Annotated in this window: 17 protein-coding genes and 3 tRNA genes; 12 read left to right on the top strand and 8 right to left on the bottom strand. The window is 57.8% G+C overall.

From position 1 onward, the window contains the following. Positions 1 to 69: 69 nt before the first annotated feature. On the top strand, positions 70 to 435 hold the full coding sequence (locus tag BP758_RS11855; protein ID WP_292371093.1) for a hypothetical protein: 366 nt from the start codon (positions 70 to 72) through the stop codon (positions 433 to 435). 29 nt (positions 436 to 464) lie between these two features. On the opposite strand, the gene nadC is transcribed toward BP758_RS11855, so the two are convergent. Next, positions 465 to 1295, bottom strand: a complete 831-nt coding sequence (gene nadC / locus BP758_RS11850; RefSeq protein ID WP_292371092.1) for a carboxylating nicotinate-nucleotide diphosphorylase — start codon at positions 1293 to 1295, stop codon at positions 465 to 467. A gap of 17 nt (positions 1296 to 1312) precedes the next feature. Then, positions 1313 to 2071: an aspartate dehydrogenase gene (gene nadX / locus BP758_RS11845; protein WP_292371091.1), complete on the bottom strand. Its 759-nt coding sequence runs from the start codon at positions 2069 to 2071 to the stop codon at positions 1313 to 1315. Between the two features lie 105 nt (positions 2072 to 2176). Here nadX and BP758_RS11840 point away from each other — a divergent pair, with 105 nt between their 5' ends. Together BP758_RS11840 and BP758_RS11835 are read left to right on the top strand one after the other, a co-directional pair. Continuing rightward, on the top strand, positions 2177 to 3457 hold the full coding sequence (locus BP758_RS11840; protein ID WP_292371090.1) for a tRNA (N(6)-L-threonylcarbamoyladenosine(37)-C(2))-methylthiotransferase: 1281 nt from the start codon (positions 2177 to 2179) through the stop codon (positions 3455 to 3457). 65 nt (positions 3458 to 3522) lie between these two features. Further along, positions 3523 to 4062 (top strand): hypothetical protein, encoded by a 540-nt coding sequence (locus BP758_RS11835; RefSeq protein ID WP_292371089.1) that lies wholly within the window; start codon positions 3523 to 3525, stop codon positions 4060 to 4062. Between the two features lie 97 nt (positions 4063 to 4159). On the opposite strand, the gene BP758_RS11830 is transcribed toward BP758_RS11835, so the two are convergent. Next, positions 4160 to 4233: transfer RNA gene (locus BP758_RS11830), tRNA-Ile, on the bottom strand. A 154-nt stretch (positions 4234 to 4387) separates the two neighbouring features. Here BP758_RS11830 and iorA point away from each other — a divergent pair. Together iorA and BP758_RS11820 are read left to right on the top strand one after the other, a co-directional pair. Continuing rightward, positions 4388 to 6160, top strand: a complete 1773-nt coding sequence (gene iorA / locus BP758_RS11825) for an indolepyruvate ferredoxin oxidoreductase subunit alpha (RefSeq protein WP_292371114.1) — start codon at positions 4388 to 4390, stop codon at positions 6158 to 6160. Next, the gene (locus BP758_RS11820; RefSeq protein ID WP_292371088.1) at positions 6157 to 6741 is read left to right on the top strand and encodes an indolepyruvate oxidoreductase subunit beta; all 585 of its coding nucleotides are present in this window, start codon (positions 6157 to 6159) and stop codon (positions 6739 to 6741) included. The genes iorA and BP758_RS11820 overlap by 4 nt, the downstream gene beginning before the upstream one ends. Before the next feature lie 43 nt (positions 6742 to 6784). Here BP758_RS11820 and BP758_RS11815 read toward each other — a convergent pair. The 3 genes from BP758_RS11815 to BP758_RS11805 all read right to left on the bottom strand — a co-directional run bounded on the left by BP758_RS11815 (position 6785) and on the right by BP758_RS11805 (position 8561). Next, positions 6785 to 6868 (bottom strand) — tRNA-Ser (locus BP758_RS11815). Positions 6869 to 6909: 41 nt separating this feature from the next. Then, a complete protein-coding gene (locus BP758_RS11810; RefSeq protein ID WP_292371087.1) occupies positions 6910 to 7872 on the bottom strand; it encodes an RNA-guided pseudouridylation complex pseudouridine synthase subunit Cbf5 in 963 nt (320 codons plus the stop codon). After that, positions 7869 to 8561, bottom strand: coding sequence for a uroporphyrinogen-III synthase (locus tag BP758_RS11805; protein WP_292371086.1), 693 nt, complete (start codon positions 8559 to 8561; stop codon positions 7869 to 7871). Before BP758_RS11805 ends, BP758_RS11810 begins: the two co-directional genes overlap by 4 nt. A gap of 78 nt (positions 8562 to 8639) precedes the next feature. On the opposite strand from BP758_RS11805, the gene BP758_RS11800 reads away from it, so the two are divergent. The 5 genes from BP758_RS11800 (at position 8640) to BP758_RS11780 (ending at position 12445) form a co-directional block, all read left to right on the top strand. Next, positions 8640 to 9854, top strand: a complete 1215-nt coding sequence (locus BP758_RS11800) for a tripartite tricarboxylate transporter permease (protein WP_292371085.1) — start codon at positions 8640 to 8642, stop codon at positions 9852 to 9854. Between the two features lie 63 nt (positions 9855 to 9917). Then, positions 9918 to 10817 (top strand): NOP5/NOP56 family protein, encoded by a 900-nt coding sequence (locus BP758_RS11795; RefSeq protein WP_292371084.1) that lies wholly within the window; start codon positions 9918 to 9920, stop codon positions 10815 to 10817. Next, positions 10814 to 11413, top strand: coding sequence for a fibrillarin-like rRNA/tRNA 2'-O-methyltransferase (locus BP758_RS11790; RefSeq protein WP_292371083.1), 600 nt, complete (start codon positions 10814 to 10816; stop codon positions 11411 to 11413). Before BP758_RS11795 ends, BP758_RS11790 begins: the two co-directional genes overlap by 4 nt. Before the next feature lie 15 nt (positions 11414 to 11428). Next, entirely contained in the window at positions 11429 to 12154 is a 726-nt protein-coding gene (locus BP758_RS11785) for a DUF1614 domain-containing protein (protein WP_292371082.1), read from the top strand. A 48-nt stretch (positions 12155 to 12202) separates the two neighbouring features. Beyond that, positions 12203 to 12445, top strand: coding sequence for a hypothetical protein (locus BP758_RS11780; protein ID WP_292371081.1), 243 nt, complete (start codon positions 12203 to 12205; stop codon positions 12443 to 12445). 404 nt (positions 12446 to 12849) lie between these two features. On the opposite strand, the gene BP758_RS11775 is transcribed toward BP758_RS11780, so the two are convergent. After that, positions 12850 to 12922 (bottom strand) — tRNA-Gln (locus tag BP758_RS11775). A gap of 59 nt (positions 12923 to 12981) precedes the next feature. After that, entirely contained in the window at positions 12982 to 13707 is a 726-nt protein-coding gene (locus BP758_RS11770) for a thymidylate synthase (protein WP_292371080.1), read from the bottom strand. A gap of 525 nt (positions 13708 to 14232) precedes the next feature. On the opposite strand from BP758_RS11770, the gene BP758_RS11765 reads away from it, so the two are divergent. Together BP758_RS11765 and BP758_RS11760 are read left to right on the top strand one after the other, a co-directional pair. Further along, complete coding sequence (locus BP758_RS11765; RefSeq protein ID WP_292371079.1) at positions 14233 to 17067, top strand: MEMAR_RS02690 family S-layer glycoprotein; 2835 nt, start codon at positions 14233 to 14235, stop codon at positions 17065 to 17067. A 201-nt stretch (positions 17068 to 17268) separates the two neighbouring features. Next, a complete protein-coding gene (locus BP758_RS11760) occupies positions 17269 to 18795 on the top strand; it encodes an AMP phosphorylase (RefSeq protein ID WP_292371078.1) in 1527 nt (508 codons plus the stop codon). Positions 18796 to 18830: the final 35 nt, after the last annotated feature.

The raw sequence follows: 18830 nt of genomic DNA, 5'->3' as shown, positions 1-18830 counted from the left end.
ATTGTAGTGTTAACAGTGTTAACATATCAACCTGTCGGTAATTTATATGCCCGGTTTCAATCCACTGGTATGCTCGGGCGCCAGGAACGGGTCGCGATCCTCTTGTTATGCGGCGTAGCCCTTGCCGTGATAGCCGCCCAGCTCGTACTCGGGTATGTGGGAAAAGAGCCGTTTGCCTCGCCGTATACGCCCCAGAGTGCCGATGGGAGCCTTGTGCGTCTGGACGGTGCCATCGATCAGGCTACGGTGATAAAAAACGGCGGCCACGTTATCCTGTCGGTTCGGAACGTCTCGGTGTTTATCCCGGCAACGGTTGCCGGTGACCGGTCCTTTGCCAGGGGGACCAAGGTAACCCTTTACGGTACGGTCCAGACGTATGAGGGCAAAAAAGAGATCGTGATCGGCTCAGCCGAGGATATCCGGCAAATCCCGTGAAGGACCCGTGGTGAGGCTCTCTAAAAAAGTTATTTTTGGATCTCGAGTGTCACGGAGAAGTTTTTCACCGTATGGGTGAGTGCCCCGAGGCTGATAAGATCCGCTCCGGTCCGGGCATAGTCCCGGATGGTCTCTGCCGTGATCCCCCCGGAGAGTTCCACGAGCACCTTCTCGCGGAGACCTGCGGTTTGCAGGGCTTTGATGGTCTCCTGTACCCGTGCCGGTGTCATGTTGTCGAAGAGGAGGATGTCGGCTCCTGCCCGGGCAGCCGTACATGCATCTTCAGCGGATTCGACTTCGACTTCGATCTTCCGGTAGGCACTTGCCGTTTTTGCCTTTTTTACTGCCTCTGCTACCGGTACAAGTGCAAGGTGGTTGTCCTTGATGAGCACCCCGTCGCTCAGGCTGGACCGGTGGGGATCGCCGCCGCCGAGGGCAATCGCCTTCTTGTCCAGCGCCCGGAGGCCCGGGGCGGTCTTTCGCGTTCCTGCAACCCGGCAGCAGGGATTCTCCGCACGCACCATCTCCGCCAGGATGTTTGTCCGGGTAGCGATCCCGCTCATTCTCCCGATAAGGTTGAGCGCGGTACGTTCAACAAGCAGGATCCCTTTTGCAGGCCCGTCAAGCGAAAGGAGCACCTTGCCGTTCTTTACGGAATCTCCATCGCAGGTATCCTGCCGTACGGTTACCCCGAAGTGTGAGAAGAGGGCTGTTGCCTCCCCAAGACCTGCGGCAACGCCGTCCTGCTCGGCCCGGATGACGGCATGGCAGTGCATATCCGGAATGACTGCATCGGAGGTAACATCCCCGAACGGCGCATCCTCCAGGACAAATTTCAGGAGTTCTTCCAGCGGCACCATGACAGGTATACCTGTTTTTATGTCCCGATAACGAGCGGGCTGTCGAGGTTCTTTAACAGGGAGAGGATGGAGAGCGCGGCAAGGTAACTCGTTGCCGGGTTGTCCGGGCTCGGGAGATTGGTCACCCGGATGTAGGTCTCGCCGAAGCTGCCCTCGAAATAGATCTCATGGACGTTCCTTTCTGCGGCCGGGTCCACCCAGAGTTCCACGTCTGCATCCTGCCCGGCGGCAAGGCCCAGCGCAATGGAGACATTCACGTTCTTTGGATAGGACTTGATGCATTCGTGTGCTTTTCCGGAGAAGATGCGTTCTTTTTTTGTGGTCTTCAGGCCCAGCGACTGCGGGCTCTTCGTGGTTACGAGAAGCAGTTTTTTGATCGGCGAGATCTGCCCGATCTTGAGGTTGTCGAGACCGAAGATTGCCCCGCTCGGGATATGGATCTTTGTCCCGGTCGTTCGTGCTGTTGCAACAAGCTCGTCCTTAAACGCGGTATCGGTGAGCGCCCCGACGCTCATGATCACGATATCTTTTTTGTGGCGGAGCACTTCCCGGGCATGTTCCCGCGCGGCAGCTACCGATGCTGCTTCAACGACGAGATCAATATCTGCGTTCAGGAAATCTCCAAACGTATCACAGGCTTTTGCATGGCAGGTGGTGGCAAGATCCCGGGCCCGCTCCGGAACCTTGTCGTAGACAGCAGAGACAACAAACCCCTCTGCATTCTGTGCCAGGATGTGCCCGATATTCCCGCATCCCAGCAGCCCGATGCGTAACATGGTGATCAGGTTATCGGTACCATGGATTAATGGTTACCCACAAAAGGGGGACACGTTCACCGATCTTTAACTGGTTTTGTCTCCCAGAACAATAGTGAACCGATCATGGAACCTCCCCGGCCCGGCGAACCGCTGACAGATCCAGTTTCTGCCTTTGCGCCGCTTGCGGGAAAGCGGGTATATATCGAGACCTACGGGTGCGCCTATAATTTCGGGGATTCGGCAAACCTTGTTGAAATTCTCCGGTATTACGGGAGTGTTGTTGTCGAATCCCCGGAGGAGGCAGATGCAGTGATTGTCAATACCTGCACGGTGGTCGGCCCGACGGAACGCCGTATGCTCCGGCGCCTTTCTGCCCTGCGGGAAAAACTGCTGTACGTCACCGGCTGTATGCCGCTTGTCCAGCGCGAGGCGATCCTCTCGGTCTGCACTCCCGTCTTCATCCATCCCGACACCATCCGGGAGGCATACCGTTCTGTGCTGACCGTCTCCCCTGCCGGGGGTGTCGGGATTGTCCAGATCGCGCAGGGGTGCCTCGGGCACTGCACCTATTGTCTCACCCGCAGGGCACGCGGGCCTCTTGTCAGCTTCCCGACAGAGGAGATTGTTCGGAAAGTGCAGGCTTTTGTTGCCGCGGGTGCCTGCGAGATCCAGCTGACGGCACAGGATGTCAGTGCCTATGGCCACGATACCGGTACGTCCCTGCCGGCGCTCCTTTCTGCCATCGTCTGCGTCCCCGGGAACTACCGGATCCGCGTCGGGATGATGAACCCGGCAACCGTCCTTCCCCTCCTTGACGATCTTGTGGACGTGTTTTCCAGCGACCGGATCTTCCGGTTCCTGCACCTGCCGGTCCAGTCCGGGTCGGACCGCATTCTCGGACAGATGGGGCGGGGCTATACCGTACAGGAGTTCGAGACGATCGTTGCCGCATTCCGCGCACGCTATCCCGGAATCGGTATTTCGACCGACGTTATTGTCGGTTTTCCCGGCGAAACCGAAGAGGATTTTTCCCGGACCCTGGCGCTTATCGGCAGGGTGCGGCCAGCCAAGGTCAATGTTACGCGGTACTCGAAGCGCCCGTTCACCGGGCCGTTTGAGGAGAAGGACTTCCCGGATGCGGTCAAGAAAGACCGGTCCCGGATACTCAATGCGTATGCCGAAGAACAGTACTCTGCGACAAACCGGTCCCTGCTCGGGACAACGGTCTCCTGCATGGTGACCGAGAAACTCCGGCCGGGCTCGGTCATGGCCCGGACCGCCGAGTATACCGGTGTGGTTCTTGGAAAAGACCTGCCGCTGGGATCCCGTATCAATGCCGTCCTCACCCGCGACCGGAAATATTTCTTCATGGGCAGGAAGGTACCGGACCCGTCATCCCCATGACGAATGGTTTATTGCATAACCCGCACCTATTCTTGTTTTACGCCAGCATAACGAGGAGATGTCAGATGGACGAGATCGAGACCGGATTTACCCGGATCATGGAAAAGATCGAAGAGATGAAAAAGAAGGATGCCCCGCTCGCGGAAAACGTCAGAAAACATGACGGAGAACTGCTGGGGCGCATGGCCGTACTGGCTGTGCCTGTAGTGGATTCGGTGGGGCTCAACCTGCTCAAGATCGGCAAACAGGATACGAAAAACGAGCTGTACGATACCAACTATTACACCGAGAAGATGATTATCCTCGGGAAGGCAGAACCCGCCCCGTTTCGCCCCGACAATCCCGCCAAAAAGATCGCCGACCAGTTCTGCGTCCTGTCTGAAAAGGGAAAGTTCTACGAGTTAATGTACAGCAGCGACGGCTTTGTCACCGACTCGTATCTTAATCCGATTGAGCCAAAGGCCGCCCTGGAGGAGTACGGGTACGACATCATGTTCATGCTGTATAAGGCAGTCCGCGATTACTCCACGGCAGAACAGGAACTCCTCGACGCGCTCGAAAAAGTAATTGCCTATGTTTTTGCAGCCCCGGCTGCATCAAAATAACTTTTTTATTTTCCTTTGCAAAGGGGATCCCCGATGGGGGGTGACCAAAATTCACGCCGTAGGAAAAAAATATTTTAAAAATATAAAAATGATTGAGTGGGCCCGATGCGATTCGAACGCATGACCTCCCGGTTATCAGCCGGGCGCACCACCGGGCTATGCTACGGGCCCAAAAGGATTGCCTTGAAATTTACCTTATTAGATATTCCATTAGAGTTTTTATAGGTTTGTGAATCCTCTGCTGGGCGCAGGTGCGGACAGGAGCGAACAGGATAATGCTTTACCAAGCGGGGATAAAAAATACATGTTTACAGGATCAGGGATCATGGAACGGCAGTATCTTCTCGGGAACGAGGCAATCGCCCACGCGTGCCTCGAATCGGGCATCGGTTTTGTCAGCGGGTACCCCGGAACCCCATCGTCGGAAGTTGTCGATGTGCTCCGTACAGTAAAAGACCCCGGCTACCATGTGGAATGGTCGGTCAATGAGAAAGTCGCGCTTGAAAACGCGCTTGCCGCCGCGTGGAGCGGACTCCGCGCCATCTGCACCATGAAACATGTGGGGCTCAATGTCGCAGCCGACCCGCTCATGACGAGCGCCTATACCGGTGTCACGGGAGGTTTTGTGATCCTGAGCGCAGACGACCCGTTCGCGCACAGTTCCCAGAACGAACAGGACACCCGCTGCTATGCCCATTTCGCCCGGCTTCCCTGTCTCGATCCCGCGGGCGTGCAGGAAGCGCACGATATGATCCCCGCTGCGTTTGCGATCTCCGAGGAGTTCAGTCTCCCGGTGATCTTCCGCCCCACGACCCGGATCTGTCACTCGAAGGGCGACGTGACCCTGGGGAAAGCCGTTCCCAACACCCGCAAGGGCGAGTTCCACAAGGACCCGCGGCAGTACGTGGTAATCCCCGCCCACACCCGTATCCTGCACAAGAAACTCAACGAGAAGCAGCCGGCCTTAAAAAAGCGCCTCGTGGAACTCGGGTTCAACCATGCTACCGTTGCCGGGAAGACCGCGGTGATCGCAAGCGGCATCGGTGCCTCGTACGTGCAGGAGCTCCTGCCAAAGGGCGTCTCGTTCATGAAGATCGGGGCGTATCCGATCGACGAGGGATGGCTCGGTGAATTCGCCAGAAAGCACGAGAAGATTCTCGTGATCGAGGAACTCGCCCCCGTGGTAGAGGAGGCCGTCCGGCAGGTTGCCGGGTGCGTGCCGGTCTTTGGGAAGATCAACGGGTATGCCCCGTATGAAGGGGAACTCAACCCGGCGATCGTCGCTGCCGTGATGGTAAAGGCCGGGTTTTTAAAAGAGAACCCGTTTGCCACAAGGGACGCCGTGCAAAACCTCCCGCCCCGGCCGCCTATCCTCTGCGCAGGCTGCCACCACCGGGCCGCGTTCTATGCAATGAAGAAGGTCTTCGGGGAGTTGGCGATCTACCCGAGCGACATCGGCTGTTACACGCTCGGGCTCCAGCTCGGTGCGGTCGACACCACGATCTGCATGGGCGCGTCGATCACGGTCGGGAGCGGGCTCGCCCATTCCGATGCCACCCGTGATGTGGTCTGCACCATCGGGGATTCAACATTCCTGCACACGGGCGTGCAGGGGCTCATGAATGCCGTGTACAACGGCGCGAACATGACGGTTGTGATCCTCGACAACCGGATCACGGCAATGACCGGTCACCAGCCCAACCCGAACACCGGCCTGACAGCTGCGGGTGTCGAGACACCCCCGGTATCCCTCGATGCCCTCTGCCGCGCCTGCGGGGCGACCTTTGTCGAGACCATCGACCCGTACGATATGACGGGGATGCTCAACGTGCTCGAAGCAGCAAAGGCAAAACCGGGCGTCAAGGTGATCATCGCCAAGCAGATGTGCGTGATCGTGGCGCGCCGTACCGGGGTCAAACGGGGCCGCTACGTGGTCAACCCGGAGATCTGCATAGGCTGCGGCACCTGCGTCCGGTTCGGGTGCCCGGCGATAGAGTTCGCGGACAAGATGGCGCGGATCAACGACCTGTGCAGCGGGTGTGCGGTCTGCGCCCGGCTCTGTCCCACCGGGGCCATTGCAAAGGAGGGACGGAAATGACAAAAAGCTTCGATATCCTGATTGTCGGGATTGGGGGGCAGGGTACTATCCTTGCTTCCAATATCCTTGGCGAGGCCTGCCTCCGCGAGGGCCGGCACGTGAAGGGCGCCGAGACCCACGGCATGGCCCAGCGCGGCGGTTCGGTCGAGACCCATATCAGGATCGACGGGGAATTCGGTCCGCTGATCGTGCCCGGTACCGCCGATCTCTTGGTCTCCTTTGACCTGCTTGAAGCATTACGGTATTCCCATTATCTCAGGGAGGGCGGGAAGATGGTGGTCAACCGCCACATGGTCCTCCCGACTTCCGTCTTCACCCAGAAGATCCCGGCCCCGAAGGAAGAAGAGATAGCAGCTCAGCTCTCGCGGTTTGCGCCCTGCATCATCGATGCCGACCAGATTGCAGTCGAAGCAGGGAGCGCCCTTGCGCAGAACGTCGTGATCCTCGGGGCGGCCTCGTGGTCGATCCCCTTGAAAGCCGAGTCCCTGCTGGAAGCGGTAAAAAAGCTCGTCCCGCCAAAGACGGTCGCGGTCAATACCAAAGCCTTCGAGCTGGGCCGGGCGGCCGGGACCGCCCCGTAAAATAACCCCAGATAACTGCCCGATTCTTCAAAAGAAGGTAATACGCTGAGGGGGGGAATTGAACCCCCGAGGCACTTTCGCACCACAGGCTTTCCAGGCCTGCGCCCTACCGCTAGACTACCTCAGCAAAAAGTGTATCCCATGTATTTGCCGGGTATTTTTTTAATGCTATCCTTTCATGGGCCCGGGTTTCCGGGGGCCGGCAGCTTTTTTCCAGCCCCGCGGGTATGTGCCGGGCGCTAAAAAAACCGTGGTCATGGCAACGAAAAGACCGGTTGTGCCGGGCTTCCATGAGGAGGACGGGGCGAGCGCCATACCAAGGCCCACGAACTCTCTCTTTTCCGTGAGCACGGCGACCATCTGGTCTTTTTTGAACTCGTCGCAGCGGAGCATCCCGACCCCGGCGAGGGCCGCACCGTGACAGAGTGCATCTACCGCAGTCCCGCGCACAATCACCGCGGGAAGCTCGGGAACCGCTGCATCGACAGAAACGATCATCGATGCAAGGGCTGCCCGGTCTCCTGCCGCTGCCGCAACGCGGGCGTCCTGGAGGTCGTGGAGCGTGTGCATGACACGCTCGTCAAACACTCCCGACCGGGTCCGGCGCAGCTCCTGCATGTGCGCCCCGGTCCCGAGCGCGAGGCCCATGTGGTGGCAGAGCGAGCGGATGTAGGTCCCCGCATCGCATTCGACCCTGAAGAGCACGAGCCGGCCTTCAACCCCGAGGATCTCCAGCTTTTTGATGGTACGGATACGCAGCAGGCGTTTGACCGCGCTCCTCCGGGGCGGACGCTGGTAGATCCGGCCGGTGAATTCCGCGGCAATCTCATCGATCCGTTTCCGGTCCACCTCCTTGTGGAGCCGCATCAGGCAGATGTATTCCTTGTCGTGCTTTAAGAGCAATGGGGCGAGACGCACGGCGTTCCCGAGCATCACCAGGAGGATCCCCGAGACCTGCGGGTCAAGGGTGCCGGCATGGCCCACCTGGCAGCCGAGCATCTTTCCCACCCATGCGGCAACCTCGTGACTGGAGGGCCCCCGGGGCTTGTCGATCACGACAATGCCGGCCCCGTGCCAGAGCGGCACGGCTCGCGGGGCTTCTGTTTGTTCCTGCGTTGTGGAGTCTGTCATCGCACTATCCGTGTCTTTTCCCGGTATTCATTGAGCGCCGCGAGCGTCCCTTCGAGCGACCCGTCTCCCACGATATCCGGGAACGTTCCCCCGCACCGCATTGCATCGGCCGTGACATCGCCAATAGCCATCACCAGCAGGCCGCACCGGGGAGTCCAGACTGCCTTCTTATACGACATTGCGCTCGTAAAGAGGAGGGCGTCCGCCTGCGCGAGGTCGAGCGGTTCGTTTGTGGGCGCGAGCCGGTAACAGCGGAACTCTCTGGCAATGCCGCCGGCCGCCTCAATGGTGCCGATGAGGGGGGCGTTAGGGACATCGGCGCGGGGCAGCCCGATGGTCTTTCCCCTGATCCATGCGCCAAGGAACGGGACAAAATCGCGCGAGTAGAAACCGGGCAGGGTCTCGGACGCGATCCCGCACCGTTCGAGTTCCCGTGCGGTCTCGGGGCCGATAGCGATTACCCGGGGGGGGTTTACCAGGATCGGTGCCAGGATCTTTGCAGGCAGGGCGCTTGTGAAAAAGATGCAGTCGAACTCGCCCCGTTCCACGGCTTCGGCAAATGCGGAGACAACCTTGTTCTGGATCTCCGAACGGAGCGGGTGGACGCTGTAACAGCAGTGCCCGAACGCTGCGCACCGTGCCGCATCCCGTTCTTCCTTCCCTGAAAGGCGCGTGACTGCGATCTTCATTGGTGGATTTTTCACCCCCGTATGTTAAGAGGGTATGCATTTCGGTTGATTTATGTCCATTCTCCCGTACCTTCTGGTATGATCGAGATCGTGATCGGTGTCCTGCTCGGCGTCATCCTTGGCACCGCGAGCGGTCTTGTCCCCGGCGTTCACGCAAACACGCTTGCCGGGATCCTGCTCGGTGCGCAGGCCGTCCTTCTTGCCGTACTCGGACCGCTTGCGCTCGCCGGCACCCTCTTTGCCGCCCTGATCACGCATACCTTTGTCGAGTGCATCCCGTCCACGTTCCTGGGTATTCCCGATGCAGACACCTCGCTTGCGGTCCTTCCGGCCCATGCCCTCTGCCTTGAAGGGAACGGCGAGGAGGCGGTGAGGATCGCCGCCCTCGGGAGCGCCTGCGCGATTATTATCTCCGTCCCGCTCTCGGTTCTCTGCTTTGTCTTCCTGCCCGCCCTCCAGCCGTACTTCGACTGGGGCATCGGGATCCTGATCGTTGCTGTCATCGGCTACATGATCGTCATGAGCGAATCGCCCGGGTGGGCGCTTGCAATCTTTTCGGTCTCCGGCCTGCTCGGTGCGTTTGCGCTGCGGTACGATTTCCTCTGCTGGCACACGCTCGGGGGAACTACCGCGGTACTCATGCCGCTCCTTGCCGGCCTCTTTGGGATCTCCGTCCTGCTCGTTGCTGCGCAGGGCCGGCTTCCCGTCCAGCAGTTCCGGGGCCTCCGGGTGGAGAACAGGACGGTCGTGAAAAGCTCTGTGCTCGGCACCCTTGCCGGCATCGCGGTCGGGTGGCTGCCCGGGCTCTCGACTGCCACGGCAAACGGCGCTCTTGCCTCGGTGATCGGGTACGAGAAGGACCGCCGGGCCTACATCCTTGCCACGAGCGCAGCGAACACGGCAAATGCGTTCATCGGCCTTGCCGCGCTCTATGCGCTCTCACGGACCAGAAACGGCGTCATGGTCGCGCTCGCCGAACTGCCGCTCCCGTCCATGAGCGAACTCGTGGTGATCGGTGTCCTTGCGGCCTGCCTTGCCTATGTCATTACGATCGCCCTGTCCCGATCCGCAGGCAGGCTCGACGGGATCAACGGCCGGATGCTCAACCGGGCAGTGATCCTCTTTGTCGTGGGCCTCTGTATCGTTCTCACCGGGCCGTTCGGGATCCTCATTCTCGTCCTTGCGGTACTTCTCGGGCTCGTGCCGCACATGATAAACGTCTCCCGGGTCTACTGCATGGGCGCCATCATGGTGCCGGTTATCCTGTACTCGTTTGGGATTGCGTGGATCTGACCATCGGGGCACGGGTTCCCTGCGGGCCATCTTTTTTTAGCCGTGCGCCCCCACATCTGTACCATGCAGTCCTGCTGGTTCGGCGACATTTCCGGGGAAACGTGCGCCCCGTTTACCGGTGACGCCGCAGCGTATGCCCTCCGGATAAAAGAGAGCCGGGTCGGCATGGACAATTTTACCCCCCTCCTCTGGGAGCAGGCCGTGGCCTGCGGGGTCTGCCGCGACCGTGCGGAATACCTCGCCATCCTCCAGAAAGTCTGCATTGCGGGATCGGAGCAGGGGATACGGGAGCGGTACGCTTCGGGCGATGTCGAGCTGCTCCAGATGGTGCGGACGCTTGACGAGATGGACACGGTAACAAATCTCCTCTCTGAACGGGTGGCGGACTGGTACCAGATCCGGCACCCCTCGTTCTCCCGCAAGTACCGCAGGACGCCGGCGCACGTGCTCGTCCGTTCGATTGCGGAACGGGGCCGGGAGCGCGGCGGGGGCGGAGCACTCAACCGGGTTGCACAGGAGATTGCCGGCCTTGCCGAAGCCCGGACTGCGCTTGCAAAGGAGGTCTCGGCCCGGGCATGCGGCGTGATGCCCAATACAAGCGAGCTCATCGGCGGGCTTGTCGCGGCCCGGCTCCTCTCCTGCGCGGGGGGATTAAAGGAACTCTCGCGGCTCCCGGGAAGTACGATACAGGTGCTCGGGGCCCGGACCGCGCTCTTTGCGCACATACGCACGCATGCTCCTGCACCAAAACACGGGATCATCTTCCAGCACCGGCGGGTGCACAATGCCCCGCGGGAGGTGCGGGGGAAGGTAGCCCGGGTGCTTGCCGCAAAGCTCGCGATTGCCGCCCGGATCGATTACTACCGGGGCCGGGCGGAACCGGCATTCCTTGAAGATGCGCAGGCAACGATCGACCGTGCGGGAACCCCCGATGCCGGCGGGGACGGAGGCGGCAGGTCATGATCCGGATCGGCGATGTGCTCGTATCGAAAGGCGAAGGCGGGGTGTACAGCGAGCGGATGCTGGACGGGTACCGGGTCTGGGACCCGTACCGAAGCAAGCTCGCGGCCCTGTACCTTGTGGGAAACGGCATCGAACTCGTGTCGTATATGAAGGTACTCTATCTCGGGGCTGCAAACGGCACCACGGTCTCCCATGTTGCCGATTACACGGAAGTAGTCTATGCCATCGAGTTTGCCCCGCGCCCCATGCAGGACCTGCTCGAAGTGGCCCGCCGGCGCAAAAACGTGATGCCGATCCTTGCCGATGCATCCTGCCCCGAGCAGTATGCAATGCTGGTGGAGGCAGTCGACCTCCTCTACCAGGATGTTGCCCAGCCGGACCAGGCAGCGATCGCGATCAGGAACTGCGCATTCTTAAAAAAAGGCGGATACCTCATCCTCATGCTCAAGACCCGGAGCGTGGATATCAGGAAAGAACCGGCCGCAGTCTTCCGCGACACGCTCGATATCCTCATCTCTGCCGGGCTCACAGTAGTTGAGAGTACATGGCTTGCCCCCTACCACCAAGACCACGCGGCCATTATCTGTAAAAAATAACCTTCCGGGATCATCATGCCATCCGATATGCGTGTGTATTCTGCCAGCCCCCTGACCGTCATCGCACTGCTGGTCATCATCGGGCTCATTGTTATCGTTGTCCCGCTTCTGTTCCTGGGACTCGTGGGCCAGGCGTTCACGAACCTTGTCGGCCTCTCGTGGATTACCGCGACCGCGCTTGTCATCCTGATCCTGATCTGCAGTCTCGTGAACATCCCGGTCTGGAAGGTCAGAAAAGAGACGATCAGGATGCCGCATGGCGAGGCGGGGCAGTTCCCGGATGCGTTCACGCCTACCGAAGTCGGCGGGATGTGGGAGACCTCGATTGCGGTAAACCTTGGCGGGGCGATCATCCCCGCGGTAATGGCCTGCTGGCTCCTGTACAAGGCCACGGATGTCATGACCGGGGACACGCTGTATCTCCAGGTGGCGGTGGCTATCCTGATTGTCGCGGCGATTGCATACGTGACGACCCGGCCGGTGGTTGGCCTTGGGATCCGTACCCCGCTCTTTGTCCCGGGACTTACGGCCCTTCTCTGCGGGATCCTGTTTGCGCAGGGACTTGGCCTTTCCGCGGGGGTCATCGCGTTTGTGAGCGCAGTCTTTGGCATCCTGCTCGGTGCGAACATCGCGCACCTGCCCCATGCGGGGGATCTCGAAGTGCCGCAGGTCAGTATTGGCGGGGCAGGGACGTTCGGCGCGATCTTTATCGGCTGCATCCTGTCGGCCATTATTGCATGAGATTGTGCCGGCTCTTTTTTTAACAGACTTTCAGGTGCTTTTTCGCGTTTGAACGGCCGGCTACCGGAATTTTTCTGGCGCGAAAGTTCGTACGGCCCAAAAATTTCCGGACGATCGCAGCAAAATCCGGAAAAACGCCCGTTCACGATCGACTTCACCGATGGAGAGGAGGATCCGGTACAAAATCCTGTACAACCGATCGGGCCCGGCACGCCCGCGCTGAAATTTTTTCCGCGCAATTTTTTTGGCCTGAAAGTTCCCGGGCGGAAAAATTTTCGGCGCGAAAGTTAAAAATCGCAAAAATTTTCCGGTTGAAAGTTGAAAAATCCAAAAAAAGTTGGCGCGAAAGTTGGAAAAAAAGGTGTTAGTTAGCTAACTAACTCACATTCACGTCGTAGACCGGCCGCGATTCGATCACCCGCGATCTGCATTTTCGGGATTTTTTTTGGTTTGAAAGTTGAAAAAACAAAAAAAATTCCGGTTGAAAGTTGGCCGGCCCAAAAAAATTTGGTTTGAAAGTTGAAAATTTCTAAAAAATTTCAGCTGAAATTTTTTTCGCGGATCTTTTTTTGGCAAAAAAAACCGGTACGGCCCGGAACTATTTCCCTCCGGATACGTTTGCCCGCCACCTCAAAGGTTACGCATGCAGCAAAACCCCCCTTACGGTCTGCCAGAAAAACAATGGAACAAAAGAGTAGCCCGGAGCAGATTCGAACTGCTGTCGCGAGATCCAGAGTCTCGCATGATTGACCGCTACACTACCGGGCTATGTTGCCTCATACTTTTTGCCGCTGTTGCTTAATTAAACTGACGGCTTTAGGGCCCCATCAGGCAGTCTTTGCCCGGGGGCATCTGCCGCAGGCACGGCAGACTTCCTGTACTGGCTGGATAAACTGCCCCTTTCCGCAGAACGGCTCGATGTCGTTCATGTCACGGAGGTAATAGATGTGCGGCACGAGCGAGATGTGGGTGTAGGTCCCAATAGGAACTCCCAGCTTGTCGGCAATGGACTTCTGGAGCTGGACAAGAGCGTACATGTTCGCCCCTGCCGCAGTGAGCATATCGTTGCTCCGGAAGATCACCCGCATGGCAAGCTTCCCGTCCCGGAGCACGCACTGGACGAGCTGGAGGCAGGGGCAGTCGTCGAGTTTCTCATCGATGACCGGGTTCCAGGTGATAGCGATGGCCCGGCGGCTGACCGGGGACTGGCGGAGTTTCTCCACGATATATTCGATCTGGTCGACATGCACCGGCTCGCCGTTGACCGAGAGTCGCTCTCCCCAGTCAAAGAGCCGGCCGTGGTAGTCGTACTCGAACGATGCCTTCGAGCCGTTCAACAGGTCAGACGCGTACTTTTCGACAAACCTCTGCTGGAACCGGGAGTAGGGGCTCACCAGCGGTTCTGCAAGCGGAGTATCTACCTGGAGGGCGACTTCCTCGAACTCCACGGTCTCCTCGGCATCTTCGGTCCGGAGGATCCACCCTTTCTCAAGGATCATCTTTACGACCAGTTCGTGTGCCTTCCCTATTGCAGGAGCCCGGATCACTCTCATGAGAGTAGCGTTTGGCGGCGGTACGATATATGTGTTGCAATATTGGGGCTGTGAGCAGGTGGTCTCCGTAGTGCGGTTATAATATTGTAGCAGAATTTGGGGAAACGGTAAGTGCTTTGAGATGTACGTATATACTACGTAACATTGTGAGACACTGCAGATGCTGTGCTGAGAATCTATATAGTGCATGTCTGTACAAGGAGCCCGTATCGGGTACCTGGTATCGTACAATCCAGATGCGCGAAACCGGATCAGTCTTTAAGCCGGACCTGTGAAGGTTCCCGGGTGTTCCTGCAGGTCCCCGGGTGGCAAAGAACTCCAATATAGTGGGGAAACAAGGATCCGACATGGATTCTCCCCCGGATAAGAAAGCCGAATCAACCACAAAGGATATATTGGCACTTTTACAAATATTCCTCCATATTCCGTTTAAACGGAGTATGGGGCTCGTAGAATCGTTATTCGGCAAATGTCGAAACGGTTCTCCGGCTTGAAATGTATGATGTATACTTTGGAGGAAAACGAATGACTAAGCGATTAACCATTGCACTGATTGCACTGGTCGCACTGGTCCTTGTAGCAGTTATGCCGGTATCGGCAACCTTCTACTCGACCAACTCGACGATCAACAAAGGTGCAACTGTCTTTTATGGGGAGCAGGGTCTCAACATTACCCATGCTCTGAACCAGGCAAATGCAACTGCATTTTCGCAGTATGGCACTCCCAGTTACCTGGGTGACGATGTGGCTATCAATACCACCGACGCATACGTCAGCTGGTGGGCATCGGCAGCTCAGATTGGTTCTACCAGCCCGACTATCACAGTCCCTGTCGGAACTACACCCGGTAACCTGTATGTCCTGCCATCGAGCTTCCCATACACAGGTACTTACTATCTGACCGATTCCACGGGTAACCGCGTAAATGGCCAGACTGTGGGTGTTTTCACGATTTCAGACCCGAGTCTCGCCGTTGTTGTCTGGGATGCAGGTCAGGCCTTGAATGTAAATGGCCAGTCTGTTATCCAGGGTGAAAACCTGACAGTACGGGTTGATAACAACCTGTATCCGGCAATTGACCCGATCCTGCGTCTGAACTCCAGTTCACCGGCAGTTAATATCTTCCGCAGGGCGGATGCAAATGCCAATGATACCCAGAAGTACCTTGACGTCAAGGTAAAGACCGATTCAGGTAACACGCTGACGGCACTGTATTCGACACCCGCAGTCATCTCTACGAACACGGTTAACCTGAAGGCACTGGGCCCGAATAACGGTCAGTGGTTCTTGAACGCTGCAAATGGATATAACTGGTCTACCGATGCGCTTGACTCCACGGGTCAGCAGGCATACCCGGCAGGCACCTACCAGGTCTGGGCAGAGTCCTACATGAACGGTATGTACGACAACTACAAGACCGGTGGCGCAGCATACACTGGCAAGACCGTAGCAGAGACCCAGACGATCACTATCGTGTCCAACACGCTCAAGATCGAGGCCAACAAGGACTCTGTTGTCCGCAGCAAGCAGTTCTCGGTAACCATCACCGGTAAGCCGAACCAGGTCTACCACGTGTGGGTCAAGGGCGTCAGCACCATGACCGGTGGTTACGATGACCAGCCCCCGATGATTGCAGCCAACCAGGCCGGCGTTGTAACCGACAGCGTTAATGGTCTCGTCAATGGTTACAGTATACCTGTGATTGTTAGCGACCTGGCCAATGCATCCATTGTCAACGGTAACTACACCTACCAGAATGGTGGCGGACAGAACCTCGTTCAGGATACTACCGGTAAAATTGCTGGTAACTCGCAGGAGGTCTCAAACGGTACGCGGCTGTATGCAAACGTATCCATGAGCAACTCCGGTACAAGGACTGTTGCATTCACCACGACCAACTGGACCAAGGCCCAGAAGTACACCATCCGCGTCGAGCAGTACTTCGGCAGTGGAATTGGTTACAAGAGTGACGAAGTGGACGTAAAGGTTGAGAAGGGCGCAGTCACAATCGTTGCTGCCGGCGACCAGAGCTACTATCTCGGGGAAGAGATTAAGTTCTCCGGTACCAACACCGAGTCCCAGACTACCTACCTGTTCATTTCAGGCCCGAACCTTGGTACGAATGGTGCCAGTTTCCAGGGATATGACCCGAGAAGTGCCGCTCTGGATAACTTCCCGTCCGCAGATCAGGTCGGAGTTTCAGCAGCAGTTCAGGGTGACAACACCTGGAGCTACAAGTGGGGAACTGCAAGCGTTGCACTCGATGCAGGTACCTACACAATCTACGCCACCAGCCAGCCGGCATCTGCCTATTCAAATTCGCTGTCCAAGGTAGCGTACGGTACTGTATCCATCATCATCAAGAAGCCGTTCATCAGCGCAACTGCCTCTCAGTCGACCGTTGCACAGGGTGACGCAGTCTTCATCACCGGTACCGCACAGGGCCAGCCCACACCGGGCGTCATGATCTGGATCCTCGGCAAGAACTATGCAAACATTGTAACCCAGTCGGTGAACTCCGATGGTTCGTTCTCGTACGAGATCAAGAAAGAGACTACAAAGCCTCTCTACGCCGGCCAGTACTTCATCGTTGCCCAGCACCCGATGCAGAACAACCGGTTTGATGTGTATCCCTCTGATGCTGCTGGTCAAAACACCGTTATCGGTTTAAACCAGGCAGCTGTTGTCTGGACACGTGATCAGGCAAACACCGTCAACTCGGCCCCGAGCATCGACTTCAAACTCAGCGGCATGAACAGCCTGCAGGGATCCGATGCGGCAGAGGCACTGATTGAAGCAATCAACAGCGCCAATGTCGATGATACCTACACCAAGCTCCAGATCCTCATCGAGAACCCGGTCATTAACGTCGACCCGGTTGGCGACAGGCACGTCGGTGACAAGTTCACCATCACTGCAACGACCAACCTCGCCGTTGACGACGAAGTTCTCGTAGAGGTCTATTCATCATCATTCCAGCCGACTCAGAAGAGCCAGAGCGGTGAGTTCAGCGGCGCAACAGGCACCGTGAAAGTCACGAAGGGTGACAGCGGCCTTAACAAGATCTCGTTCGATGTTGACGCATCCACGTTCAAGCCCGACGAGTACCTTGTAAAGGAATCTGCCGTCCTCCAGGACGCAACCGGCACTGCACTGTTCAACGTTCTCGAGGCATCTGCCCCGACCGCAACCCCGACAATCGTTGCGAACGTTACCTCTGCAGCTCCGACCACGATTGCAACCCAGCCCCCGACCACAGTAGCTACCCCCACCAAGACCCCCACACAGCCGGGCTTTGGTGCACTGGTTGCCCTGATTGGTCTCGGCGCAGTTGCACTCCTTGTCGTGCGCAAGCACTGAACTAAAATCTAAATTTTTCTTTTTTATTGCTCCGTCTTCTTTACCTTCGACGGCACGTGATCTCCCCATAGTTTTTGCCGTGACCGGCGGAAATTTTGTGATAGTATTCTATTACCTTCAGGTTTCGGACGTTTTTTTAGCCTGAACGATCCATACCCTCTCTATACGGTCGGGTCTTTCCCGGGAAATGGTGTTTTTAGTATGAAATTCAAGATCAAGATCCTCGATATTGCAACACGGCGCGGCGTGCTGCTCAACCGCATCGATGCCCGGAACATCGGCGTTCTCGATGGCGACCGGGTCCAGGTGATTAACCCGAAGAACGGGATCGCCACAACCGCCGTTGTAACGACAACATCCACGCTTGCCGGCCAGGGAAATGCCGGGATCTACCGGATTACCAACGAACGGCTGAACCTTGCAGATGACGAGGAAGTAGAGATACGCGAGGCCGATCGGCCGGCATCGCTGGATTTTATCAAGAAGAAGATGGATGGCGGCCGGCTCACCAAAGACGAGACCATGACGATCATAAAAGATGTGGTCAACGATGATATCTCGGCAGCGGAACTGACTGCTTTTATCACGGCATCCTACATCAATCCGCTTGACATGGATGAAGTGGAGCACCTCACCCGTGCCATGGTCGAGACCGGGGAACAGATCAAGTTCGCCTCCCGGCCCATTGTCGACAAGCATTCGATCGGCGGTGTGCCGGGCAACAAGATCTCTCTTGTCGTCGTACCTATCATTGCAGCGAGCGGGCTCAAGATCCCCAAAACCAGTTCCCGTGCGATCACCGGGGCCGGCGGGACCGCCGACCTCATGGAAGTTCTTGCGAATGTTGAGTTCTCTGCCCGCGAAGTGCAGGAGATGACCGAGAAGGTCGGGGGTACCATTGTCTGGGGAGGGGCGACCAATATTGCCCCGGCGGACGACCGGATCATTATCCAGGAGTACCCGTTTAAGATCGATGCCAGGGGCCAGATGCTCGCAAGTGTCATGGCAAAAAAATTTGCAGTCGGTGCAAACCTGGTGGTCATCGATATCCCGGTGGGCAGTCGTACCAAAGTCCCCACCATGCAGGACGGCAGGAAACTGGCCCGCGAGTTCATCGAACTCGGGGAACGGCTGGGCATGAAGGTGGAATGTGCCCTGACGTACGGGGATATCCCGGTCGGGCACAGCATCGGGCCGAACCTTGAGGTCATGGAAGCACTCCGCGTTCTGGAGGGCGCATCCGAGCCGAACTCATTTATCCAGAAGAGCGTGTCGCTTGCCGGGATCGCCCTTGAAATGTCCGGTAAGGCTGCCCGGGGAACCGGTGCCCAGATGGCACAGGAGATCCTCTCGAACGGAAAGGCCCTGGAAAAGTTCCGGCAGATCATTGAGATCCAGGGAGGGGATCCCAACGTCAAGTCCGGGGATATCCGGCCCGGGGATCGCGAGTACGTGGTAAACTCCCCTGCATCCGGCTATGTGATAGAGATGAACAATACCTCCCTCATCACGCTTGCCCGGATGGCCGGCGCCCCCCACGACCGGGGTGCCGGGATCCTGCTCCACGCAAAGAAGGGGACACTGATCAAGGCCGGCGAACCCCTGTTTACGATCTATGCTGACCGGGAATGGCGGCTCCAGAAAGCAATCGAGGAAGGACGGCACCTCATGCCGGTGATTGTCGAGGGGATGCTCCTTGACCGGGTTCCCTCTCCTTCGGAACTGTAAAAAATAGCGGGCTTTAAGAACCGATGGGATAAAAT

Source organism: Methanoregula sp. UBA64 (assembly GCF_002502735.1).
Taxonomy (GTDB): Archaea; Halobacteriota; Methanomicrobia; order Methanomicrobiales; family Methanospirillaceae; genus Methanoregula.
This window is presented reverse-complemented; position numbering and strand designations above follow the sequence as displayed.

Excerpts from the sequence above, each read along its gene's own strand:
- BP758_RS11855 (WP_292371093.1), top strand. The coding sequence starts at position 70 with ATGCTCGGGCGCCAGGAACGGGTCGCGATCCTCTTGTTATGCGGCGTA.
- nadC (WP_292371092.1), bottom strand. The coding sequence starts at position 1,295 with ATGGTGCCGCTGGAAGAACTCCTGAAATTTGTCCTGGAGGATGCGCCG.
- nadX (WP_292371091.1), bottom strand. The coding sequence starts at position 2,071 with ATGTTACGCATCGGGCTGCTGGGATGCGGGAATATCGGGCACATCCTG.
- BP758_RS11840 (WP_292371090.1), top strand. The coding sequence starts at position 2,177 with ATGGAACCTCCCCGGCCCGGCGAACCGCTGACAGATCCAGTTTCTGCC.
- BP758_RS11835 (WP_292371089.1), top strand. The coding sequence starts at position 3,523 with ATGGACGAGATCGAGACCGGATTTACCCGGATCATGGAAAAGATCGAA.
- iorA (WP_292371114.1), top strand. The coding sequence starts at position 4,388 with ATGGAACGGCAGTATCTTCTCGGGAACGAGGCAATCGCCCACGCGTGC.
- BP758_RS11820 (WP_292371088.1), top strand. The coding sequence starts at position 6,157 with ATGACAAAAAGCTTCGATATCCTGATTGTCGGGATTGGGGGGCAGGGT.
- BP758_RS11810 (WP_292371087.1), bottom strand. The coding sequence starts at position 7,872 with ATGACAGACTCCACAACGCAGGAACAAACAGAAGCCCCGCGAGCCGTG.
- BP758_RS11805 (WP_292371086.1), bottom strand. The coding sequence starts at position 8,561 with ATGAAGATCGCAGTCACGCGCCTTTCAGGGAAGGAAGAACGGGATGCG.
- BP758_RS11800 (WP_292371085.1), top strand. The coding sequence starts at position 8,640 with ATGATCGAGATCGTGATCGGTGTCCTGCTCGGCGTCATCCTTGGCACC.
- BP758_RS11795 (WP_292371084.1), top strand. The coding sequence starts at position 9,918 with ATGCAGTCCTGCTGGTTCGGCGACATTTCCGGGGAAACGTGCGCCCCG.
- BP758_RS11790 (WP_292371083.1), top strand. The coding sequence starts at position 10,814 with ATGATCCGGATCGGCGATGTGCTCGTATCGAAAGGCGAAGGCGGGGTG.
- BP758_RS11785 (WP_292371082.1), top strand. The coding sequence starts at position 11,429 with ATGCCATCCGATATGCGTGTGTATTCTGCCAGCCCCCTGACCGTCATC.
- BP758_RS11770 (WP_292371080.1), bottom strand. The coding sequence starts at position 13,707 with ATGAGAGTGATCCGGGCTCCTGCAATAGGGAAGGCACACGAACTGGTC.
- BP758_RS11765 (WP_292371079.1), top strand. The coding sequence starts at position 14,233 with ATGACTAAGCGATTAACCATTGCACTGATTGCACTGGTCGCACTGGTC.
- BP758_RS11760 (WP_292371078.1), top strand. The coding sequence starts at position 17,269 with ATGAAATTCAAGATCAAGATCCTCGATATTGCAACACGGCGCGGCGTG.